Consider the following 20,316-nt stretch of genomic DNA (forward strand, 5'->3'; position numbering starts at 1 on the left):
CCCGCTTCGTGCGAATTGTTTGTCTGCCATGCTCTCCACTCACAATTGCCTGTAACGCTGTGCCAGTGCATTGTGGGAAAATGGTGACAGTACTTATCGCATTTCCTCCGGTGCGGAGGTGCCTGTAATAGACAGGCCGGATTTCAATACCGAAGCGACAGCATGCACCAGCCCGAGTCTGGCAGTACTTAATTCTCTATTTTTATCGTTAACAAAACGTAATTCCGGATTCTCTTTACCTTTGTTCCAGTGACCGTGGAAGGCAGCGGCAAGATCATACAGGTAAAACGCTATGCGATGCGGCTCCTGGGCGAGTGCCGCAGCTTCGATCACGCGCGGATATTCTGCCAGCTTGGCGACAAGCTGAAGTTCCGCCGGATCGACGATCTGCCCGTTTACCGCGCCCGCAAGGTCGAGTGATTCGATATCCAGCCCCGGAAACGCGTCCTTGGCCTGGCGGAACACCGAGCAGCAGCGCGCATGCGCGTACTGCACATAAAACACCGGGTTGTCCTTGGACTGTTCGGTGACCTTGGCAAAATCGAAATCGAGAGGTTCCGAGTTCTTGCGGTAGATCATCATGAACCGCACGGGATCGCGCCCGACTTCATCGACGACGTCGCGAAGCGTGACAAAATCACCCGAGCGCTTAGACATCTTGACCGGCTCGCCGTCGCGGAAGAGCTTGACCAGCTGGCAAAGCAGGACCGTCAGCTTCGACGAACCGCCGGAGACGGCCCGCGCCAATGCCTCAAGCCGCTTGACGTAGCCGCCATGATCGGCGCCGAGCACATAGATCATCTCGTCGAAGCCGCGGTCGAACTTGTCCTTGAAGTAGGCAACATCGGCGGCGAAATAGGTGTAGCTGCCGTCCGACTTGATCAGCGGCCGGTCGATATCGTCGCCGACCTCGGTCGAGCGGAACAGCGTCTGCTCGCGGTCTTCCCAGTCCTCCGGCAATTGCCCCTTCGGCGGCGGCAGCGTGCCCTTGTAGACATGGCCCTTGAAGGTCAGATCGTTGATCGCCGTGCGAATGGCGGCCGCGCCGTTTGCGTGAAGCGTCCGCTCGGAGAAGAAGACGTCATGACTGACGTTCAGCGCCGCGAGATCCTCGCGGATCATCACCATCATCGCGTCGATCGTGCGATCCTTGACGAGCGGCATCCACTTGTCTTCGGGCATCAGCCTGAGGCTCGTGCCGAATTCGTCGGCGAGCGCTTCGCCGACCGGCACAAGGTAATCGCCGGGATAAAGGCCCGCCGGGATTTCGCCGATCTCTTCGCCAAGCGCCTGGCGGTATCTCAGGAACGCCGAGCGTGCGAGAACGTCGATCTGCGAGCCCGCATCGTTGATGTAGTATTCCTTCGTCACCTGATAGCCGGCAAAGCCCAGCAGGTTCGCAAGCGCGTCCCCGACGACGGCGCCGCGGCAATGGCCGACATGCATCGGGCCTGTCGGATTGGCGGACACATATTCAACGTTGACCTTGCGTCCGCCGCCGACCGCGCTGCGACCGTAATCGACACCGGTGCGCACCATCGCCGACAGGATCTTCTGCCAGTAAGACACCGAAAGCCGAACGTTGATGAAGCCGGGGCCAGCGACGGAAACGTCGACAACTTCGGAATCCTGCTTGAGCTTCTCGACGATAAGCTCGGCGAGCGCGCGCGGGTTCATGCCCAGCGGCTTGGCGAGCACCATCGCCGCATTAGTCGCGACATCGCCGTGGCTCGGATCGCGCGGCGGCTCGACATTGACACGGCCGAAATCAAGCTCGGATCGCTTTTCTCGAACGCTTTCAAGCGTTTCGAGAATATCCTTAATTCTTGATTCGAAGTCCGTGAAGAGATTCATGTTATCCGTCCGCTTTTCCCGACCACGGGTGGTCGGTGCAAAACTTAAAAAAGGAGGCTCGGTTCGGCCGAACCGCAAGCCTCCGGGCGGGGCGTCCCTAGCGCAAATCGGGCGTATGGTCAAACAAGCGCTTGTGCACGCCGATCGCAAACGTATCGGTCATGCCGGCAAGGTAGTCCCCGACATGACGGGCCCTGGCCGGTTCGGCCATGCCGGCAATCTGATCGATCCAATAGTGTTCGCGCATCAGTTTCGGGTCCGCCATGAAGGCGTGATACAGGTCGCAGACGATCGAGGCTGCGTTTTCCCGCACCCGCATGACTTCAGGATGGCGATAGATCCGCGTCATCAGAAGCCGCTTGATCTGCTTGTCCGTCTCACCCATCGCGTCGGAGAACGTCGCCATGACCGTCCCCGCCTGGCGCACGTCCGCGGCGCTTTCAGGGCGGATCTCCGAGAGATTGTGCTGCGCGACGCCGATCACGTCCTCGACCATCGCGGTGATCTGCCGTCGCATGATCTCGTGGGTGAAGCGGCTGCTTTCAAGCCCCGGATAGCGATCGTGAACCGCGCGCATCAGCTCTGCCAGAAACGGCACGTCTTCCAGCATCTCGAACGTCAGATAGCCGGACCTCAGCCCGTCGTCGATGTCGTGGGTGTTGTAGGCGATATCGTCGGCGATGGCGGCCACCTGGGCTTCAAGGCTCGCATAGCTCGATAGCTCCAGATCGTGGAGCGCGCAGTAGTCCAGGATCGGCTGCGGCACAGGGCCACGGGTGCCCTCACCGTCAGCCGTCAGCAGCGGTCCATTGTGCTTGACCAGCCCTTCCAGGCTTTCCCAGGTGAGGTTCAAGCCGTCGAACTCGGCATAGCGGCGCTCGAGCTTGGTGACGATGCGAAGCGACTGGGCATTGTGGTCGAAGCCGCCATAGGGCTTCAGCATGTCGTGAAGCGCATCCTCTCCGGTGTGGCCGAAGGGCGTGTGGCCGAAATCGTGCACCAGCGCCACGCCCTCGGCGAGGTCTTCGTCAAGCTTGAGCGCACGCGCAAGCGCCCGGGCAATCTGCGCCACCTCGATCGTGTGCGTCAGACGGGTGCGATAGTGATCGCCGTCCGCGGCGATGAAGACCTGGGTCTTGTGCTTGAGCCGCCGGAATGCGGTGGTGTGGACGATACGGTCCCGGTCGCGCTGAAAGTCGGAGCGCGTGGCGCTCGTCTGTTCAGGATAGAGGCGCCCGCGTGTTGCCCAGGGGTTCGACGCGAACGGCGCATGTTCGCCATAACCGAAACCCAGCGCATTTTTGTCGAATGTCATCTTCCACCTACTCGTCGTCCCATTGACGGGACATTCAGGCCTTCATACCTATAGTGAAAGCCACGGAAACGCGTCATGCAAGCATCGACCGATTCCGCAAGCGGAAGCAACGGCTTGGCCAGCGCCTTTGACACAAGTAAGGGAACCGGCCTGATCGTTGCCACGACACATGACAATTCTCTCCCGTTCTTGACCCCGGCAGGAGGCAGATATGACCACCGAAACCGTGACCCTCTCGGATGCAGCCGCAAAGCGGATCGCGACGATCCTGCGTTCGGACAGCCACAACAATGCCATGCGCGTTTCCGTCGAAGGCGGCGGCTGCTCGGGCTTCTCCTACAAGTTCGACCTGGTCGACAGCACCAATGAGGACGACCTGGTCCTGGAGAAGAACGAGGCCAAGGTGCTGATCGACAGCCTGTCGCTCGTCTACATGGGCGGCTCCGAGATCGACTTCGTCGACAACCTGCTCGGCCAATCGTTTCAGATCAAGAATCCGAATGCCGTCGCAAGTTGCGGATGCGGAACAAGCTTTTCCATCTGACACGGGCGATCGGATCGGCCGCGGGCGGTCACCTCCCCACCTCTAGAGATAGGGCGACCCCAGCCAGAGGATGCGATTGACCAGCCGGTCTGGGAACGACTTCTTGCGCAATCTTTCAAGCGTGACGGGTTCGGCGTCGGCCAGGACTTCGGAAATGGTTTCGTCGATCGACCGTGCGAATCCGTCGTCCAGGACCTCCAGGTCGAACTCGAAGTTGAGCCGAAGCGAGCGCGGGTCCAGATTGGTGGACCCGACATAGGCCCAGCGCCCGTCGACCGTCAGCAGCTTTGAATGATTGAAGGCGCCCTTCGCGCGCCAGACACGGCAATGTCCCTTCAGCACCTGATCGAACTGGGCCGTCATCGCGCGGTCGACCAGGAGCAGATTGTTGACCGCCGGAACGATGATGTCGACCTCCACTCCCCTGCGCGCGGCGGTGACAAGCGCGCTGATCAGTTCGCGATCCGGCAGGAAATACGGCGACATCACGCGGATGTTCTTCTGCGCAACCGAGAACGCCCCCATCAGCATCTTGTGATTGGTTTCATTGGTGGCGTCCGGGCCGGAGGGCACGGCACGCATCAAGACCGAGGTCTGGCTTGCGACCGAGGGCGCTTCCTCGATCCTCCACGCCTCGCCGATCAGTTGTTCGCCGCTTGAAAACTGCCAGTCTTCGGCCGAGACCTGAAAAATATCGGCGACGACCGGCCCGACCATGCGAAAATGCGTATCCTGGGACGGTTCCTGCCCGGCGGCCTCGCGGGTAAAGCCGGCACGGATGTTCATGCCTCCGGCAAAGGCGATGCTGCCGTCGACCACCAGGATCTTGCGGTGCGTGCGCAGATTGGCATAGGGCAACCGCAGTCCCATGATGATGTTGCCGTTAAAGACCGCCGTCGGGACGCCAGCCTGCTCCAGGTGGCCGACGATGCTCGGCACCGAGTAGCGCGCACCGACCGCGTCGATGAGCACGCGCACCTCGACGCCGCGGGCAACGGCGGCGATCAGGGCATCCGCAAAGCGCAAGCCGATAACATCGCGATCGAAGATGTAGCTCTCGAGCAAGAGGCTGCGTCGCGCGCCGGCGATCGCATCCAGCATGGCCGCGTAGGCGGCATCGCCGCCGGCTAGCACCGTAATCTGGTTGCCGGTGCACATGCGGTGGCGCGAGACGCGGTCGCCTAGAATTTTCATCGCCGCGAAGCGTTCACCAAAGCGACTGCCAATCTCCGTGTCCGATACGTCGAAACGGCCAAACTGATCAGGCCCATGCCCGCGCAGCAGCGCGCGCTGCGATCCGATCGAGGATCGACGGATACGGTTGATACCGGCAACCGCATAGAGCAGCGCACCGACGATCGGCGAAAGCAGGACAACGCCGACCCAACCGGCCGCAGCGCGCACGTCGTCCTTTTTCATCGCCGCATGGATGGCAGCGGGGATGCCAAGCACGAAGGACAGCACGGCCAGGATATGCGGCCAGTAATTCTGCACGAGATCGATCATGCCGGGGACTATAGCCGGCCATGAAACGGAATCAATTCGGGCGTCCGCGCCGATACCGTATACACGGAGCCCGTCACCCAAGGTCTCGTCGCGCCCGCGAACGCAAACCCTCCGACGAACCGCAGGTATCGGATTTGTCAAAAGAATCCGGAGCGGCTACAAGAAGCGCACCGGAAGGACGAACCGAAATGGAAGGGCGTTTCGAGCCATGAAGATTGCCACCTGGAACATCAATGGCGTCAAGGCGCGGATCGACGGCCTTTTGTCCTGGCTGAAGGAATCAAGCCCCGACATCGTTTGCCTCCAGGAGATCAAATCGGTCGACGAAGGCTTTCCGCGGCTCGAGATCGAGGCGCTCGGCTATCACGTCGAGACCCATGGCCAGAAAGGTTTCAACGGCGTGGCGCTGCTGTCGAAGCTGCGCCCGGACGAGGTCAATCGCGGCCTCCCTGGGGACGAAACGGATGAGCAGTCGCGATTCATTGAAGGTGTCTTTTCCGTCGAGGGCGGCGTCATCCGCGTCTGCTCGCTCTACCTGCCCAACGGCAATCCCGTCGACAGCGAGAAGTACCCCTACAAGCTCGCCTGGATGCGCCGGCTCGCGGCCTATGCGGAACAGCGCCTGCGGCTCGAAGAGCCGTTCATTCTTGCCGGCGACTACAATGTGATCCCCGAGGAACACGATTGCTGGGACATCAGGGTCTGGCAGAACGACGCACTCTTTCTGCCAGAAACGCGCGAAGCCTTTCGCCGACTGCGCAATCTCGGCTTCACCGATGCTGTGCGGGCCACATCCGACGCGGTTCCGCTCTATACGTTCTGGGATTACCAGGCCGGCTGCTGGCCGAAGAACTTCGGCATCCGCATCGACCATCTCATGCTGTCACCGGAGGCGGCGGACCGCCTGGTCTCGACCTCGATCGACAAGCATGTGCGCGCCTGGGAGAAGCCCTCCGACCACGTTCCGGTCATCGGCACGTTCCAGTTCGCGGCGGCTTGAGGGCCGGATCCGACGCCAGCACTTCGATTTTTGGCGTTTTAATCCTGTGCCCAGGCGGCACGGGATGCTGCATATTTGCGTTGCCATGGCCGATCAACGGACAAGCACACGCAGACATTCAGAGTTCCGCGACGACCGTTTGCACGTCTGATGAGAGGGATTTGCTGAGTAGGCCTGACGATGTCAGTCGTCGTCGCCCTGCATGTGCAGGTTCTGTGACAGCGAGATCGCCGTGCGCCGGTCGTCTTCATTGGCGATCGAAAACGCCTGCTCCTGCATCGACTGCAGCCAAGGACGATCCTTCGGCGAACACTGGTCAAGTGCTGCCGTCATGTAGGCGAGACCACGCACGGTCTGGCCTTCCTGGAAGATGACGTTGCCGAACACGCCCATGGCGCCGGCGTGGCCGCTCTTGCGAGCGCGGTTGAGCCACTTCTTGGCCTGCTGGACGTTGACGCTACCGCCCTCGCCCGAAAGCAGCATGCGCGCCAGCTGGAACTGCGCCTCGGAGACACCGAAGGTGGAAGCGGCCTGGAAATAGAGCTGACGCGCCTGGGCCATGTCAGACTTGATGGGGCTGTCGGGAATGCCGCGGCGATAGTAGCCGGCGAGCGAAATCAGCGCGTTGACGAAATAGCCGGTGTCTTCCGAACCCGGCTCCACGCCCTGCTGAGCGATCTCGCTATAGATCTTGAAGGCTTCGAGGTCATTCTCGGCGACGCCGTCGCCGTAGGCATACATGTTGGCGAGCGCCCAGCGCGAGCCGGTGTGGCCCTTCTCGGCCGCATATTTGTAGGCTTCGACGGCCTCGTCCTTGCGGCCATTCTTGTAGGCGGAAAAACCGAACTTGAAGAGGGCGAAGGGACCGGATTCCTTGGTGACGCCCGCACCGGGATCAAAAGCATGGACCGGCATGGCGATGGTCCCGCAGACCGCCAGCGACACGCCGAGTATCGCAACCTTCAGTGACTTCAGTTCACCCGCAAGCATCACAGTCTTATTCTTCCGTTCCAGCCGGCCACGCCGAACTCATCACCGCTGCAAACACACGCCCGAACGGCCCCGGCCGTCCAACACTCGCCAAAATCGCCGACACTGTCGGCGCAATCGTCACGCAATGAAGCTTCGATACGCCTGCCGAAACGATCATTTCATTCGACCACTTGCACAAGTCCGCCAGCGGCCACATCTGAGATCACGAACGACAGTCCAAGCTCCCTTTCACCCCAAACGCCGCAGGCTCGAACACACCTTGCACGTTTGTTCCTACTATCGCTGCTCCCTGTTTGTGGCGGGAAATGGACATAGCCGGAACGAGTCTGATCGTAGCAAACTCTAGCATTAAAAGTGTTGCTGAATCGTCACATTGCGGGACACTCCAGGCGTTTGGTTAAACGGCTCCACACCAAAAGAAAGGCCCGGTCGAAACCGGGCCCTGGACTGTCAGATGATATGATGGATCAGAACTTGATCTTGACCGATGTCGAGACGGCCGCGAAGAAATCGTCGTCGAAATCATACTTCACGTCGGTACCAACCGGCTGGCCGTTAAAGGTCTGCGGACCGGAGCTGCCGCCCGTCAGGATCCCGACGGCGCCAGCGAGGCGGAATTCGAGGTTCTCGGTCGCCGCATAGGAAAGACCGCTGCCGAACGTCCATGTGTCGGTCTGTGTGCCGAAACCATGGCTCGTGCCACGGTCCCAGGTGATGCTGGCAGCACCGCTGAGCTTGTCGGTGAACTTGTGACCGATACCGCCCGAGATCGTCCAGCCGTCGCGATAGAGCAGGTTGAGGCTGGTGCAGGGCGTCAGCGGGCTGGAAGTGCCCGGGCAGAAGTTCAGAACCTGAAGCTGGCTCCAGTCGGTCCACTTGACCGAGCCGAACGCCACCCAATCAGGCGCAATGCCGGATTGAACCTTGAGCTCGAGCGAGTCCGGCATCGAGGCGAAGCCCGTCACGTCGTACTTGGTGCCGATGATCGGCCGTCCGCCCGGGCCGCGGCCCAACGCGACATCACGCAGATCGATCGAGCCTGAAAGGTTGTCGAGATCGACGGCGCTGTTGTAGACGAGGCTGGCGCGGACAGCATATTCCGGAATTTCGTAGGCAACGCCCGCACGCCATCCCCAACCGTCACCCTCGAGATCCAGGCGACCGACGCCGCTCAATCCGAGAACCGGGATCGCCGGCGAAACGAGACGCTCCTTGAAGCCACCGACTTCCTGATAGAAGACGCCGCCGATGACGCGGAACTGCCCCGGACCGACTGCCCACTTGTAGGAGCAGGTGGCGGCGTAGTTGTCGCTTTCCACCTTCGTTTCACTGTTGTCGTTGGCGCCGGCCCAGTTCAGGCCGGGCTTGGAATGCGCGCCCCATGGCTGCGAGTAGTCAGCCATACAGTCGAAGCCTTCACCGATACCAGCCTTGATGCCGACACGCGGAACCCAGTAGCTTTCGGTCTCACGAACGCCATCGGACGGACCACCGGGCGTGCCGTTCAATGGATTGATATCCTGAACGTTGTTGAGTTCTCGCTGCGGATTGACGTAGGTCGCCGATGCTTCTGCGGCATAGTCCGACGGATCAAACAGCAGGTCGATGTTGTAACCGCCGCGCTCAAGACCGCCAGCGTGCGCGGCCGATGCAAACAGCAGACCGGCTGCCGCTGCCAGGACGCCACGCTTGAAATTCATGTGAGCCATCCAGCTCCTCCCCCTGCACTGCAAACTGCGACATTCCACCTCATGTCGCGTGTGTTTGGAGTATCCTCACGATCGCGTGAAATCGCAAATGCCAGAAGTTGGGGTACACCCGGCAATTCAGTCACAAAATTTACGTAAGATTCTCTTGATTTAGACACATTCGCGAATTTTAGGAATTATTTTCCTAACCCATCCGGGTTACTCGCGAGCTTCCGGAATGATTTTCCAACATATCGGAAAGCTGTGTCCCAAGGACAACAATATCGGTTTTTGCGGCCGGCCAACGAAATACTCGGTTGAATCTCCGCATGGCCACCACAGACGTTTTTTCGGCCGGCCGACGCGCCGAAAGCAGCGAATCGATGGCGTCGCACGGCATTCAAAGTATATCCCATCCTCCTAAAATAAAAATCCGCGGCATTTCTGCCGCGGATCGATTTCTGCAGGGTCGGATGTGCGAGCTATACCTTACACCGAACAGCGAGAACCTCGCTGATCAGCCCGCTTCTGCCACCCGCGTCAGAGCGACGCCCAGAGAGTCCTTCTGCAGGTCGAGTTCGACCAGGCGTTCACGCTCGGCTTCGACGAGTTCCGGCTTCGCATTGGCAACGAACTTCTCGTTGGAAAGCTTGCCGAGAATGCGCTCGCGCTCGGCGTCCACCTTGCCGATCGCCTTTTCCAGACGCGCCTTTTCGGCGGACAGGTCGATCAGATTGCCGAGCGGCAGGCAGGCGGTTGCCTCACCGACGACGATCTGCGCGCTGCCGCGCGGGGCGACGGCGGCATGGTCGATGTGCTCGACGCGCGCCAGGCGGCCGATCGCCTGGGCGTGCTGCTGCAGCCGTTCCCGAGTCAGAGCGTTGGCGCCAACGACGATCAGCGGTGCGGTTGCAGCCGGCGGCACGTTCATCTCCGAGCGGACCGAACGGATACCGGAGACGAGATCGATCAACCAGTTGATCTCGTCGGCAGCCGTGTCATCGGCATAGGACGGGGCCGGCCATTCGGCATGGCAGAGCAGCGACGGACGCTCCTCTCCCTCGACGGACGTCTGCGCCCACAGTTCCTCGGTCATGAACGGCATGAAGGGATGCAGAAGCTTGTAGATCTCGTCGAGCACATAGGCGACGCAAGCCTGCGATTCGCGTTTGGCCGCTTCGTCCTCGCCGCTGAACACCGGCTTCAGGAGTTCCAGATACCAGTCGCAGAACTGGTTCCAGACAAAGCGGTAGAGGCTGCCGGCCGCGTCGTTGAAGCGGTACGCCTCGAGCGCCTCGGTAACGTCGCGGATGGTGCGCGACAGCTCGGTCAGGATCCAGCGGTTGATCGTCAGAGACGACGCCTCCGGGATGAAGCCTTCGCTGCCGGCAACGCCGTTCATCTGGGCGAAGCGCGTCGCGTTCCAGAGCTTGGTGCCGAAGTTGCGGTAGCCGGCAATGCGCGCCGGGTCGAGCTTCACGTCACGCCCCTGGGCGGCCATGATCGCCAGTGTGAAGCGCAATGCGTCGGCGCCATACTCCTCGATCAGTTCGAGCGGGTCGATGACGTTGCCCTTGGACTTCGACATCTTCTGGCCGTTCTTGTCGCGAACGAGCGCATGGACATAGACCGTGTGGAACGGCTCGACCGGCGTGCCGTCGGCATCCTTCATGAAGTGCAGACCCATCATCATCATCCGGGCAACCCAGAAGAAGATGATGTCGAAGCCCGTCACCAGCACGTCGGTCTGATAGTAGCGCTCCAGTTCCGGCGTCTCGTTCGGCCAGCCGAGCGTCGAGAAAGGCCAGAGTGCGGAGGAGAACCAGGTGTCGAGCACGTCTTCGTCGCGCGTCAGGATTTCGCCCGGCTTGAAGTTTTCAAGCAGGTCCTCGACATAGGCCTTCATCGGGCCTTCATGGGCGAGATAGTGCTGGATCGCCGCGTGCAGCGCCTCTTCCTCGGTCTTCTCGACAAAGACCTGGCCGTCCGGGCCGTACCAGGCCGGAATCTGGTGACCCCACCACAGCTGACGCGAAACGCACCAGGGCTGGATGTTTTCCATCCACTCGTAATAGGTCTTTTCCCAGTTCTTCGGAACGAAGTTGGTGCGGCCCTCCTTGACGGCGGCGATCGCCGGCTTCGCCAGCGTCTTGGCGTCGACGTACCATTGCTCCGTCAGGCGCGGCTCGATCGGCACGCCGCCGCGGTCGCCATGCGGAACCATGTGCTTGTGCGGCTCGATCTTGTCGAGCAAGCCTGCCTCTTCGAAGATGCGAACGATGATCTTGCGTGCTTCGAAGCGGTCTTTGCCCTCGAGCTCTTCCCAGGCACCGTGGAGCGCAGCCGGATCTGCAAGGCCTTCGAGGAAGTCCTCGTTGTCCTTGATGGTGATGCGCCCTTCGATCGTCATGATGTTGATGGCGCGAAGGCCCGCACGCTTGCCGACGTCGAAATCGTTGAAATCGTGGGCAGGCGTGATCTTGACCGCACCGGTGCCAGCCGTCGGATCAGCATAGTCGTCGGCAACGATCGGGATCCGGCGACCGACGATCGGCAGGATGACGTGCTTTCCGATGAGCGGCTTGTAGCGCTCATCCTCGGGATTGACGGCAATGCCGCTGTCGCCGAGCATCGTCTCGGGCCGGGTCGTCGCGACAATCATGTAGTCGCGCTTTTCCCACTCCGTCGGCTTGCCGTCCTCGTCGAAGGCAACCGGATGATCGTAGGTGACGCCCGGCTCGAGCGGGTAGCGCAGATGCCAGAGATTGCCGTTGATCTCGTGCTGCTCGACCTCAAGATCGGAGATCGCCGTCAGCAGCTTCGGGTCCCAGTTGACCAGGCGCTTGTCCTTGTAGATCAGGCCTTCCTTGTAGAGCGAAACGAAGACTTCGAGAACCGCCTCCGAAAGACCCTCGTCCATGGTGAAGCGCTCACGCGACCAGTCGCAGGAGGCGCCGAGCCGCTTCAGTTGGTTGAAGATCAGGCCACCGGACTCAGCCTTCCACTCCCAGACCTTCTCGATGAAGGCCTCGCGACCCATCTGGCGGCGATGCTGCTGCTGTTCCATCAGCTTGCGCTCGACGACCATCTGCGTGGCGATGCCCGCATGGTCCATGCCAGGCTGCCACAGCACGTCCTTGCCGCGCATGCGCTCGAAGCGGACCAGCACGTCCTGAAGCGTGTTGTTGAGCGCGTGGCCCATGTGCAGCGAACCGGTGACGTTCGGCGGCGGGATCACGATACAGAAGCTGTCGGCGCCGGGCTTGGCACCTGCTCCTGCACGAAACGCGTTTTCTTCGTCCCACTTCTTGGCGATACGCGGGTCGACGGATGCGGAATCGTAGGTCTTATCAAGCATTTTGGAGCCAATTTTGGAGATTGATATCTGTGTCTTGTAAACCGGAACGGCCGGTGCAAGTCAACACGAACGCAAAAAGCCGCGACGGTCGCGCGGCTTCTTTCGTCGACGGGATCAGAAATTCAGCGACGCGGGCCGCGTGCAACGCGCTCGATCTCTTCGCGAACCAGACGTTCGACGAGCGTCGGGAGATTGTCGTCCAGCCACTCCTGCAGCATCGGGCGCAGCATGTCCTCGGCGATTTCATCAAACGAGCGCCGAGCGCCCTGATCCATCGCGTGAGCGAGGTCGCCGAACGACTGCGCGACCTTGCGACCGACCTCGGGCGAAACGATCGCGGCAAGCGCCTTCTCCGGCGACTTCATGTCCACGACGACGGCTGTTGCCGGGCTTGCCGCAGGTGGGATCTCCCGGGTCTCGGCGACCATCGCGACATCCGGTTCCGGTTGCGCCTCGGGAGCAACCACCGGCTCCGGCGCGGGCACCTTCGGCGCGGAGACCGCGGCCATGCGCGCCGTCACGACCGGGCTGTCCTGGATGGTCACAGTCGGTTCAGCCGGCTGTGCGTCGCGCGTGGCAAAACCCTGGGCATGGCGCTCGGACGCAGCGCGCACACGCGCCGCGACGTCCGCAAGCGAAAGCGGCGGCTGAGCCGCGCTCTCGGACGGAGCAACGGCGATCTCGATGGCGGGTGCGTCGGCGGCGAGTTTTGCCTCCTCGGCGCGCTCGTCAAGCCTGCCGAAGGCGACCGTTTCGATCTCCCGGTCGATGGTCAGCTCGATTTCGTCGGCGGTCTCGTCGTCGAAATGCTGCTCGGGCGAAAGGCCGGCCTGGCCCGGCTCATTGCTCTCGATGATCTTGCGGATGGATGCCAGGATTTCATCCATCGAAGGTTCACGCGCGACATTGAGCTGTGCCATTTCCATCCTCGTTTGACGCAGTCGACATGTGTGCCAAAAGCAGACATGCGCCGGTTTCCGACAAACCTTAAGTGAGTTCGCGGACGAAACATACGCCGCGAATCAACGCTTAAGATTCTTGCACAGATTTGTTTTCAGGGGAAAAAATAGAAACGCCCCGGGGAAGACCGGGGCGCTGTCAAAATGCTGCTAGGTCGGAGGAAGCCTCAGCGGCCGTCGACCGTCCGCAGGCCGATCCACTTGTCCTTGACCGCCTCGTAGTGCTCCTCGGACCGGTATTCAGCGACCTGAAGCCCCTGATCCTTGACCGTCAGCCGCGACGAAGCAGCAAGCAGCGAGTAACTGGCGACAACAGCGTCGCGCTGGGCAAGGGCCAGAAGCTCTTGCGCCTGAAGCACGTCCTGCTGTGAGTCGAGAACGTCGAGGGTCGTGCGCTGGCCGACCTTGCGCTCTTCGACAACGCCGTCCAAAGCCAGCTTGGCGGCCGAAATCTGCGCCTTGTTGGCGGAGATCCGCGCGATCGCAGCCTCAAGCTGGGCATAGGCCGAAACGATGGTCTGCTGCACCGAAGCACGAGCCGAATCGACGAGGATGCGCTGCTGACCGAGACGTTCCTTGGCCTGGCGGATCTGGCCGTACTCGGCGCCGCCCTGATAGATCGGAACTTCGAGGCGCGCCGTGATGCTCGATGAATTGCTATCGAACTGGCTGGCGTTGCCGGTGGTGCGGCCAACCTGGCCCTGCAGCGTCACACCCGGAAGCATCGTGCCTTCCGCCGACTTGACCTGGTAACCGGCCGAATCAACGGAGTACTGCGCCGACAGAATGATCGGGCTTTCCCGCAGGCCGATCGCAACGGCCTGGTCGAGTGTGCGCGGCAGGCTCTTGGAAGCCGGCGAAGCCTGCTTGATGCCGCGCGGCACGTCGCCGACGATCTGCACATAGGTCGCTTCGCTCTGCTTCAGCTGAGCGACGGCGACGATGAGCTGCGACTGGGCGTTGGCGAGCGACGCTTCTGCAAGGCTCACGTCGGTACGCGTGCCTTCACCCACGTCCAGACGAGCCTTGGCCGCGTTCACCTGCTCCTGAAGGAAGGCGATGTTTTGCTTGCGGATCGATACGAGCTGCTGGTCGCGCGCAATATTGGAATAGATGGTCGCGGCCGAAAGGAGGATCGATATCTCGTTGGCACGCAGCGATTCGCGCGTCGCAAACACGTTCGATTCAGCGGCGCGAACATTGTTCAGCGTCTGAAAGCCGTCAAACACCATCTGGTTTACGGTGATACCGACCTGTCCCAGATGTGTGTCTTCGCTCGGGTTTTTTTCCCTGTCGATGGTCGCAAGCGTCCCGGACGCGAATGCTGCCACCTGGGGGCGAAAGCCGGACTTGGCGATCGGCACGCTCTCGTCGGTCGCCCTGAGGCCAGCCCGCGCGGCGTTGAGGTCAGGGTTGTTTGCGTAGGCTTTGGCCATTGCGCCGAAGATCGTCTCGGCCAGCACTGCCTGCGGTGCAAGCAGCAGACTTGTCGAAACGGCGGCCAGGAGGGCCGCTTTGCGGACAATCGACACCATTACTTCTCTCTCCGATCGGGGCGGCAAAGCCTGCCCTCTAATTCCGCAGCGCTGTTCTCCTTGGGAAGAACGGCGCCGCCTAGACACGGCGATGAAAGCGCTCACACCGCCCACTGGTGAGCAAATCACTACCACTGCACTCTTTGAAACCCGGAATCAGGATTCCGACAACTGGGCAGCCACAGTCTGCGCAGCCATTTCAAAAAGAAACAAGTACCCCGTTGCGAATTGGCAACATTGTTATTTTTGCAGCACAATCAAATGTTGAGCTCCCTCAATAAGCGGGACCTCAGAAGACAAATTCCTGTGCACGACGGAAGCCGGGAAGCGGCTTGACCGCGGTGTTGAAATCGGGCCGCTCGGATGTCCGTCCGTGCTCGTGCACATAGAGTTTAGCGCGAGAAGCGTTGCCAAATCCTTCAACGACGACGAGACGGCCACCGTCACGCAGCTGTTCGAACAGAGCGGCCGGCAGGACCTCCACGGAGCCATGCACGAAAATCACGTCATAGGGGGCTTCGGCGGCATAGCCCTTCTCGAGCTCGCCGGTGACAACGGCGATGTTGTCGTAGCCCAGCCGCGCCAAGGTCTCGGTTGCCGTTGCGGCGAGCCCCTGGTCGCTTTCAAGCGCGACCACCGAACCGGCGACCTGCGACAGCAGGGCCGATGCGTAACCTGTGCCGCAACCGATCTCCAGCACCACGTCCGACTTGGCGATCTCTGCGAGCTGGAGCAGCTTGGCGAGCGGCGACGGCTCCATGAGGAAGCGCGGCGCACCGCCGTTGGCGACGTCAAGCGCGATATCGGTGTCGATATAGGCCAGTTCCTTCATCTTCGCGGGCACGAATTCCTCGCGCGGCACGGTCAGGAACGCGGACAGGATCGAATGGGACGTGACATCCGTCGTCCGGATCTGGTTGTCCACCATCTTGGTGCGCGCTGCTTCGAAATTCATGGTAGTGCCCTCGTGTGCGGATAGGCGCGGCGCCGGTCTTTGCGGCAAACGCGCACGATCGTCTCTGGCTCCCATCCGAGAGCCTTTGAGTTACGCTCATAAATCGGGGACCCGCCGGTTTCAAGCGACAGCGGCAATTTGCAGCGCAAAAACGGGGTGAATTGCCTGCAGGTGGTGCCGTCGCGCAAGGCGGTGGCGCGCGACGGCACGTTTCGGGTCAGCGGCCTGGGGCGCCTTCCAGTCCGACAAGGGCGATCTTCGTGTAGCCGGCGTTCTGGATGAGGTTCATCACCGTCATCAGTTCACCGTAGTCGACCGCCTTGTCTGCCCTGAGGAGTACGCGCGTTTCGGTATTGCCCTCGGTCAGGCGCTTCAGCTCATCGGCAAAGCTCTCGCGCGCCGTTTCCTCGTTGCCGATCGCAAGGACCAGATCAGCCTTCAGGGTAACGAAGACCGGCTTGTCATCACGCGGCGCGGGTCTGGCCGCCGATTGCGGCAGATCCACCTTCATGTCGACCGTGGCAAGCGGTGCGGCAACCATGAAGATGATCAGGAGCACGAGCATGACGTCGATGAAGGGCGTAACGTTGATCTCGCTGTTTTCGTCGAGATCGCCGCCGCTATCGCTTACCTTGCCGGCCATGGCTCACCCGATCCTTGCAATGGTTGTCTCGGCGTGTGCGAAGCCGTCCTGCCGGCGCGGCTGAACCTTGCGCACCAGGCGGTGGTCGAGATCACGGCTCACAAGCCGCTCGACGGCTGCGGCCGCGTCGGCGAGGACCACCTTGTAGCCACCGACCGAGCGGGCGAAATAGTTGTAGATCACCACGGCGGGAATTGCCGCGACGAGGCCGATCGCCGTCGCCAGCAGCGCTTCGGCAATACCCGGTGCGACGATCGCCAGATTGGTCGTCTGCGCCTTGCTGATACCGATGAAGGAATTCATGATCCCCCAAACCGTGCCGAACAGGCCGACGAACGGCCCGACCGAGCCGATCGAGGCGAGGATGCCGGTACCGCTCGCCATGCGCTTTCCGGCGCGCACTTCGATGCGGGTCAGGAGCGACGAAACGCGCTCCTTCAGGCCGGCTGCCGGCGCATGGTCGAGGACCGCTTCCGAACGCGCCATCTCGTCGATCGCCGCAGCCACCATGGCCGATGCGGGGCCGGACTTGCCTTCGAAGGCGCCCTTGACGTCGGAAAGGCCGTTGGCGGCCGATAGCAGGCGCACCGCTCGCGTCAGGCGGGCTTTCGCCCCCGCAAGCTCGAGCACCTTGACGAGGAAGATCGCCCAGGTGGCGACGGAGGCGAGCGCCAGCCCGATCATTACGCTTTTGACCACGATGTCGGCAGCCATGAACATGCCGACCGGCGAGAGATCGTGCGGCAGCACCGGGTTGGCGCCATCCTCCGATGCAACCGTCGCGCCGTCTTCGGGAACCGATGCGCTCCCCGCAGTCGCCGGCGTCGCTTCCGTTGCCGCCGTTGCGCCCTCGCCCGTGACCGGCGCCTGGTCGACAACGACCGGGACACTGCCCGCCGAAGTCGGTTGGGTCGTCGGCTGTACGCGCGCCGTAGGCTCGGTTGCCAGGTTCGTGCCGGTAGTGCCTTCTGCGGGAGTCGCAGGCACGGACGACGGTGCTTCACTGCTCTGCTCGACGCCGGTTGCGGGCGCCGTAGCCGCCCCGGTTCCGGTCGCCTGGGCGAAAGCGGCCGTTGGCGAAACCGCGGATGACAGCACCAACATCGTGGCTGCCAGCAAATTCATCGTCGGTCGGGCTCGTCTCGGCATCTCGTTCCTCGCGTACTGGTCCGTTTCGTCAATCTGGAGCGCGGTGCGTTCACTGGCACGCACAAGGGATTCTCCAGCACTCCTGCTTCCAGAGCATCGTTCTGCCCGTACGTGTTTCCACTTGGAGAACAGGATGCTCCAGGGCGAAGAAGTTGCAGTCGTCCGCCCCTTCCCTTGCCGCTCTCGGGCTCTTTAACGCAAAGGCGACGGCAATGACAAGGATTTGTGGAGTTTATTAATCAAGAATAATTTCGCAACCGGCCTCGATTGGAACGCCGGTGCCGGCGCCGCCTCAGAAGACGGGCTGGTGCTCGACAAACACGCCGCTGCGCCAATCATAGGCCCGGTGGCGCTCCCACGGACGGGCAAGCGCTGTAAATGCAGTCTGGAAGCGCATCGCGGGCCGGCCTCCGGAGCCGTCCGGCGCGGCCTGAATTTCGATCGCACCCGTACGGCGAAGCGTCTGCAGGTCAACGATCCGGGCACGGCTCGCAGAACACGCCCGGGCATCAACCCGGACGCCGATCACGACCAGGTCCGCCTGATCGCAAAGAACGGGAAAGAGCGCTGGATTTTCAACCACGACGACCGTCCAGCCGAAACGGTGACGCGCTGCGCACCATTGCTTTTCCCGGCAGACAAAGGCACCGCTTGCGTTTTCCGTGAGCGCCGTCGACAGGTCTTTGCGAACGGCAACGGCCGCTTGCTGATCGAGCACCGGCCTGGTCTTTGCCGCCGGGTCCAACGGCGGATAGACGTCCGGCGCCAGCGTCGCCTCGATCATCTCCGGCGGCGTGTGTCCTTCACGCGCGAGCGCCCGTTGCCATTGCGCAAACACGAAATCGGACGGGCGCTTCCGGTTCGACGCCAGCGCGCCCTCCCCGACGAGACCGACAAGCCGGCCGTCTTCCGCAATCAGGATCTCTGGCTGGCTTCCGTCTTTGAGCGCCAACCCGACAAACCCCGCACAGATCAGCACCGCGCCGGACAGCGCCAGCCAGCTTCGCAACACGCAGAGAAGGATGCCGCCAAGGGCGATCAGCACAAAGCCGATAGCGCCGATACGCCCGGTCACGACCTCTCCGTCGAGCGCGGTCACGAACCGGGCGACATCGAGCATCCGGTCAAGCCCCCAGGCCATGGCGGCAAGCGGCATCTGTTCGAGCCCGAACGGCATCAGAAGCATCGCGAACAGGCCGAATGGCATGATCACGATGCTGATCAACGGCATGGTGAGAACATTGGCAAGCAGGCCATAGGCCGGCAGCCGGTGGAAATAGGCGATCGAGTAGACCGACGTCGCCAGGCCGCCGATGAAGGAGGTGACCAGGATGCCGGCGACGAGGGCGGTTAGGAAGCGCGCCTTGCCGCGCCTTTCGCCCGCGTCATCCTGCGCGCCGCGCCGATCGCGCCAGCGTGCATAGCCCGCGACGAGCGCCAGCGTCGCCGCAAATGACATCTGGAAGCCTGGCCCCGCTACCGCCGAGGGCGTGATGATCACGATGACCAGTGCGGCAAGAGCCACATTGCGCAGGCTGATCGACATGCGATCGAAGAAGACCGCCACCAGCATGATGCAGATCATGATCCAGGCTCTGAGCGCCGATACGGCGCCACCCGATATCAGGATATAGAAACACACCATCAGCAACGCGCCGGCCGCCGCGATCTTCTTGATCGGCAACCGGTGCGCAAGGCCAGGCACCATGCTCAGAACGGTTCGCGCGCCAATCAGGAACGTGCCGGCAGCAAGCGCCATGTTGAGCCCGGAGATCGCCAACACATGCGCCAGCCCGGCCTGGCGCAGCACTTCGACCGTTTCCCGGCTGATCGCCCGCTCCTCGGCCGTGACCAGTGCGGCGGCGAGCGCACCGGTATCGCCGCCAATCGATGCCCGGATCCTTTCGCCCACGGCCTCGCGCATGGCGGCCATCCTTGCCGCCATCGACGACGGAAGGAAGGACGCACCAGCCTTGCCCGCCTCGTCGCTTCCGACCTGTTGTGGCGAACCGTAGAAGAAACCGACGGCGCCAATGCCCTTGTAATAACTGTCGAAGGCGAAATCGTTGAGGCCGGGCAAGGCCGGCCCTGAGGGCGGCGACAGCCGGCCCCTGCCCTCGATGACAGCGCCGATCGGGAAGGGGTCGGCCGCGCCACGCACCACCAATGTCACCTTCAAGGGCTGGCGACGCAGATGCGGCCTGCTCGTCTGAAGGACATCGAGCTCGTAGCGCCATTGGCCGCGGTCATCCTGCTCGCGCGTGAATACCGCGCCCTTGACCGTGGTCGTCACCGGCGCATCGAGCACGACGGTGTCCCTGCGTGCCGTCTCGAATGCGATGAGAAGCATCCCCGCGACAAAAAGCGCCGCCGCGCCGAGCAAGGCCGTTGCGGGAAAAAGCCTGCCTCTGCACGCGATGGCTGATATTCCGAAAACGCAAAGCAGCACTGCAAGATTGGCAATTCCGACGTCATACGGCAATGCGAGCCATGCCAGCACACCGAGAGCCAACAACACCGGCACCAGCACGAAGCCGTGCCCGTATGCGCGCTCCTCTTCAATTCCGGCACGAAGCCGCGTGGCGAGCGTCGACGGACGCAGCCGGCTGCGCAACCCCTGCACAATACGCTGCAAGCGCCGGTTCACCAGCAGACGCGGGGCATCCGCAGCCCGATCCGCGACGGCTCGTGCGGTGTCGGAGCGAGAAGGCACCACGCGCCCTGCCTCCAGATCGTGCGACACCTGCCGTATTTCCACGTCGCTCATTCGGCTCGCACTTTTGCCCGGAACATTCGCGAGCGATCATGCAACCATCG

Annotated in this window: 14 protein-coding genes; 2 read left to right on the top strand and 12 right to left on the bottom strand. The window is 62.0% G+C overall.

Annotation, left to right across the window (positions count from 1 at the left end):
- Window positions 1-93 precede the first annotated feature (93 nt).
- Window positions 94-1,854 carry an arginine--tRNA ligase gene (argS, locus tag VGO12_RS31190; RefSeq protein ID WP_327516612.1) on the bottom strand — a complete coding sequence of 587 codons (1,761 nt, stop codon included), beginning with the start codon at window positions 1,852-1,854 and terminating at the stop codon, window positions 94-96.
- A 97-nt stretch (window positions 1,855-1,951) separates the two neighbouring features.
- Window positions 1,952-3,169, bottom strand: a complete 1,218-nt coding sequence (locus tag VGO12_RS31195) for a deoxyguanosinetriphosphate triphosphohydrolase (protein ID WP_327516613.1) — start codon at window positions 3,167-3,169, stop codon at window positions 1,952-1,954.
- A gap of 211 nt (window positions 3,170-3,380) precedes the next feature.
- On the opposite strand from VGO12_RS31195, the gene erpA reads away from it, so the two are divergent.
- On the top strand, window positions 3,381-3,713 hold the full coding sequence (erpA, locus tag VGO12_RS31200) for an iron-sulfur cluster insertion protein ErpA (RefSeq protein WP_327516614.1): 333 nt from the start codon (window positions 3,381-3,383) through the stop codon (window positions 3,711-3,713).
- Window positions 3,714-3,755: 42 nt separating this feature from the next.
- Here erpA and VGO12_RS31205 read toward each other — a convergent pair whose 3' ends face one another.
- Window positions 3,756-5,219, bottom strand: a complete 1,464-nt coding sequence (locus VGO12_RS31205) for a phospholipase D-like domain-containing protein (RefSeq protein ID WP_327516615.1) — start codon at window positions 5,217-5,219, stop codon at window positions 3,756-3,758.
- A 208-nt stretch (window positions 5,220-5,427) separates the two neighbouring features.
- Between VGO12_RS31205 and xth the strand changes: the two genes are divergently transcribed.
- Window positions 5,428-6,219 carry an exodeoxyribonuclease III gene (gene xth / locus VGO12_RS31210; protein WP_327516616.1) on the top strand — a complete coding sequence of 264 codons (792 nt, stop codon included), beginning with the start codon at window positions 5,428-5,430 and terminating at the stop codon, window positions 6,217-6,219.
- Window positions 6,220-6,402: 183 nt separating this feature from the next.
- On the opposite strand, the gene exoR is transcribed toward xth, so the two are convergent.
- The 9 genes from exoR to VGO12_RS31255 all read right to left on the bottom strand — a co-directional run bounded on the left by exoR (window position 6,403) and on the right by VGO12_RS31255 (window position 20,266).
- Window positions 6,403-7,209 (bottom strand): exopolysaccharide production regulator ExoR, encoded by an 807-nt coding sequence (gene exoR / locus VGO12_RS31215; protein WP_327516617.1) that lies wholly within the window; start codon window positions 7,207-7,209, stop codon window positions 6,403-6,405.
- A gap of 470 nt (window positions 7,210-7,679) precedes the next feature.
- Window positions 7,680-8,921, bottom strand: coding sequence for an OmpP1/FadL family transporter (locus tag VGO12_RS31220; protein WP_327516618.1), 1,242 nt, complete (start codon window positions 8,919-8,921; stop codon window positions 7,680-7,682).
- Between the two features lie 496 nt (window positions 8,922-9,417).
- A complete protein-coding gene (locus tag VGO12_RS31225; protein WP_327516619.1) occupies window positions 9,418-12,258 on the bottom strand; it encodes a valine--tRNA ligase in 2,841 nt (946 codons plus the stop codon).
- Between the two features lie 122 nt (window positions 12,259-12,380).
- On the bottom strand, window positions 12,381-13,178 hold the full coding sequence (locus tag VGO12_RS31230; RefSeq protein ID WP_327516620.1) for a PopZ family protein: 798 nt from the start codon (window positions 13,176-13,178) through the stop codon (window positions 12,381-12,383).
- A gap of 206 nt (window positions 13,179-13,384) precedes the next feature.
- Window positions 13,385-14,752 carry a TolC family outer membrane protein gene (locus VGO12_RS31235; RefSeq protein ID WP_327516621.1) on the bottom strand — a complete coding sequence of 456 codons (1,368 nt, stop codon included), beginning with the start codon at window positions 14,750-14,752 and terminating at the stop codon, window positions 13,385-13,387.
- Window positions 14,753-15,041: 289 nt separating this feature from the next.
- Entirely contained in the window at window positions 15,042-15,707 is a 666-nt protein-coding gene (locus VGO12_RS31240) for a protein-L-isoaspartate O-methyltransferase (protein WP_327516622.1), read from the bottom strand.
- A 217-nt stretch (window positions 15,708-15,924) separates the two neighbouring features.
- Window positions 15,925-16,350, bottom strand: coding sequence for a TonB system transport protein ExbD (gene exbD / locus VGO12_RS31245; RefSeq protein WP_327516623.1), 426 nt, complete (start codon window positions 16,348-16,350; stop codon window positions 15,925-15,927).
- A gap of 3 nt (window positions 16,351-16,353) precedes the next feature.
- A complete protein-coding gene (exbB, locus tag VGO12_RS31250) occupies window positions 16,354-17,499 on the bottom strand; it encodes a tonB-system energizer ExbB (RefSeq protein WP_414650805.1) in 1,146 nt (381 codons plus the stop codon).
- 292 nt (window positions 17,500-17,791) lie between these two features.
- Window positions 17,792-20,266: a ComEC/Rec2 family competence protein gene (locus tag VGO12_RS31255; RefSeq protein ID WP_327516625.1), complete on the bottom strand. Its 2,475-nt coding sequence runs from the start codon at window positions 20,264-20,266 to the stop codon at window positions 17,792-17,794.
- Window positions 20,267-20,316: the final 50 nt, after the last annotated feature.

The organism is Ensifer sp., assembly GCF_035999135.1.
Taxonomy (GTDB): Bacteria; Pseudomonadota; Alphaproteobacteria; order Rhizobiales; family Rhizobiaceae; genus Ensifer.

What these genes read in the sequence shown, in the direction of transcription:
- VGO12_RS31235 (WP_327516621.1), bottom strand. Translation starts at nt 14,752, where the DNA reads ATGGTGTCGATTGTCCGCAAAGCGGCCCTCCTGGCCGCCGTTTCGACA.
- xth (WP_327516616.1), top strand. Translation starts at nt 5,428, where the DNA reads ATGAAGATTGCCACCTGGAACATCAATGGCGTCAAGGCGCGGATCGAC.
- erpA (WP_327516614.1), top strand. Translation starts at nt 3,381, where the DNA reads ATGACCACCGAAACCGTGACCCTCTCGGATGCAGCCGCAAAGCGGATC.
- VGO12_RS31220 (WP_327516618.1), bottom strand. Translation starts at nt 8,921, where the DNA reads ATGGCTCACATGAATTTCAAGCGTGGCGTCCTGGCAGCGGCAGCCGGT.
- VGO12_RS31205 (WP_327516615.1), bottom strand. Translation starts at nt 5,219, where the DNA reads ATGATCGATCTCGTGCAGAATTACTGGCCGCATATCCTGGCCGTGCTG.
- exbD (WP_327516623.1), bottom strand. Translation starts at nt 16,350, where the DNA reads ATGGCCGGCAAGGTAAGCGATAGCGGCGGCGATCTCGACGAAAACAGC.
- VGO12_RS31225 (WP_327516619.1), bottom strand. Translation starts at nt 12,258, where the DNA reads ATGCTTGATAAGACCTACGATTCCGCATCCGTCGACCCGCGTATCGCC.
- VGO12_RS31255 (WP_327516625.1), bottom strand. Translation starts at nt 20,266, where the DNA reads ATGAGCGACGTGGAAATACGGCAGGTGTCGCACGATCTGGAGGCAGGG.
- VGO12_RS31230 (WP_327516620.1), bottom strand. Translation starts at nt 13,178, where the DNA reads ATGGCACAGCTCAATGTCGCGCGTGAACCTTCGATGGATGAAATCCTG.
- exoR (WP_327516617.1), bottom strand. Translation starts at nt 7,209, where the DNA reads ATGCTTGCGGGTGAACTGAAGTCACTGAAGGTTGCGATACTCGGCGTG.
- argS (WP_327516612.1), bottom strand. Translation starts at nt 1,854, where the DNA reads ATGAATCTCTTCACGGACTTCGAATCAAGAATTAAGGATATTCTCGAA.
- VGO12_RS31240 (WP_327516622.1), bottom strand. Translation starts at nt 15,707, where the DNA reads ATGAATTTCGAAGCAGCGCGCACCAAGATGGTGGACAACCAGATCCGG.
- VGO12_RS31195 (WP_327516613.1), bottom strand. Translation starts at nt 3,169, where the DNA reads ATGACATTCGACAAAAATGCGCTGGGTTTCGGTTATGGCGAACATGCG.
- exbB (WP_414650805.1), bottom strand. Translation starts at nt 17,499, where the DNA reads ATGCCGAGACGAGCCCGACCGACGATGAATTTGCTGGCAGCCACGATG.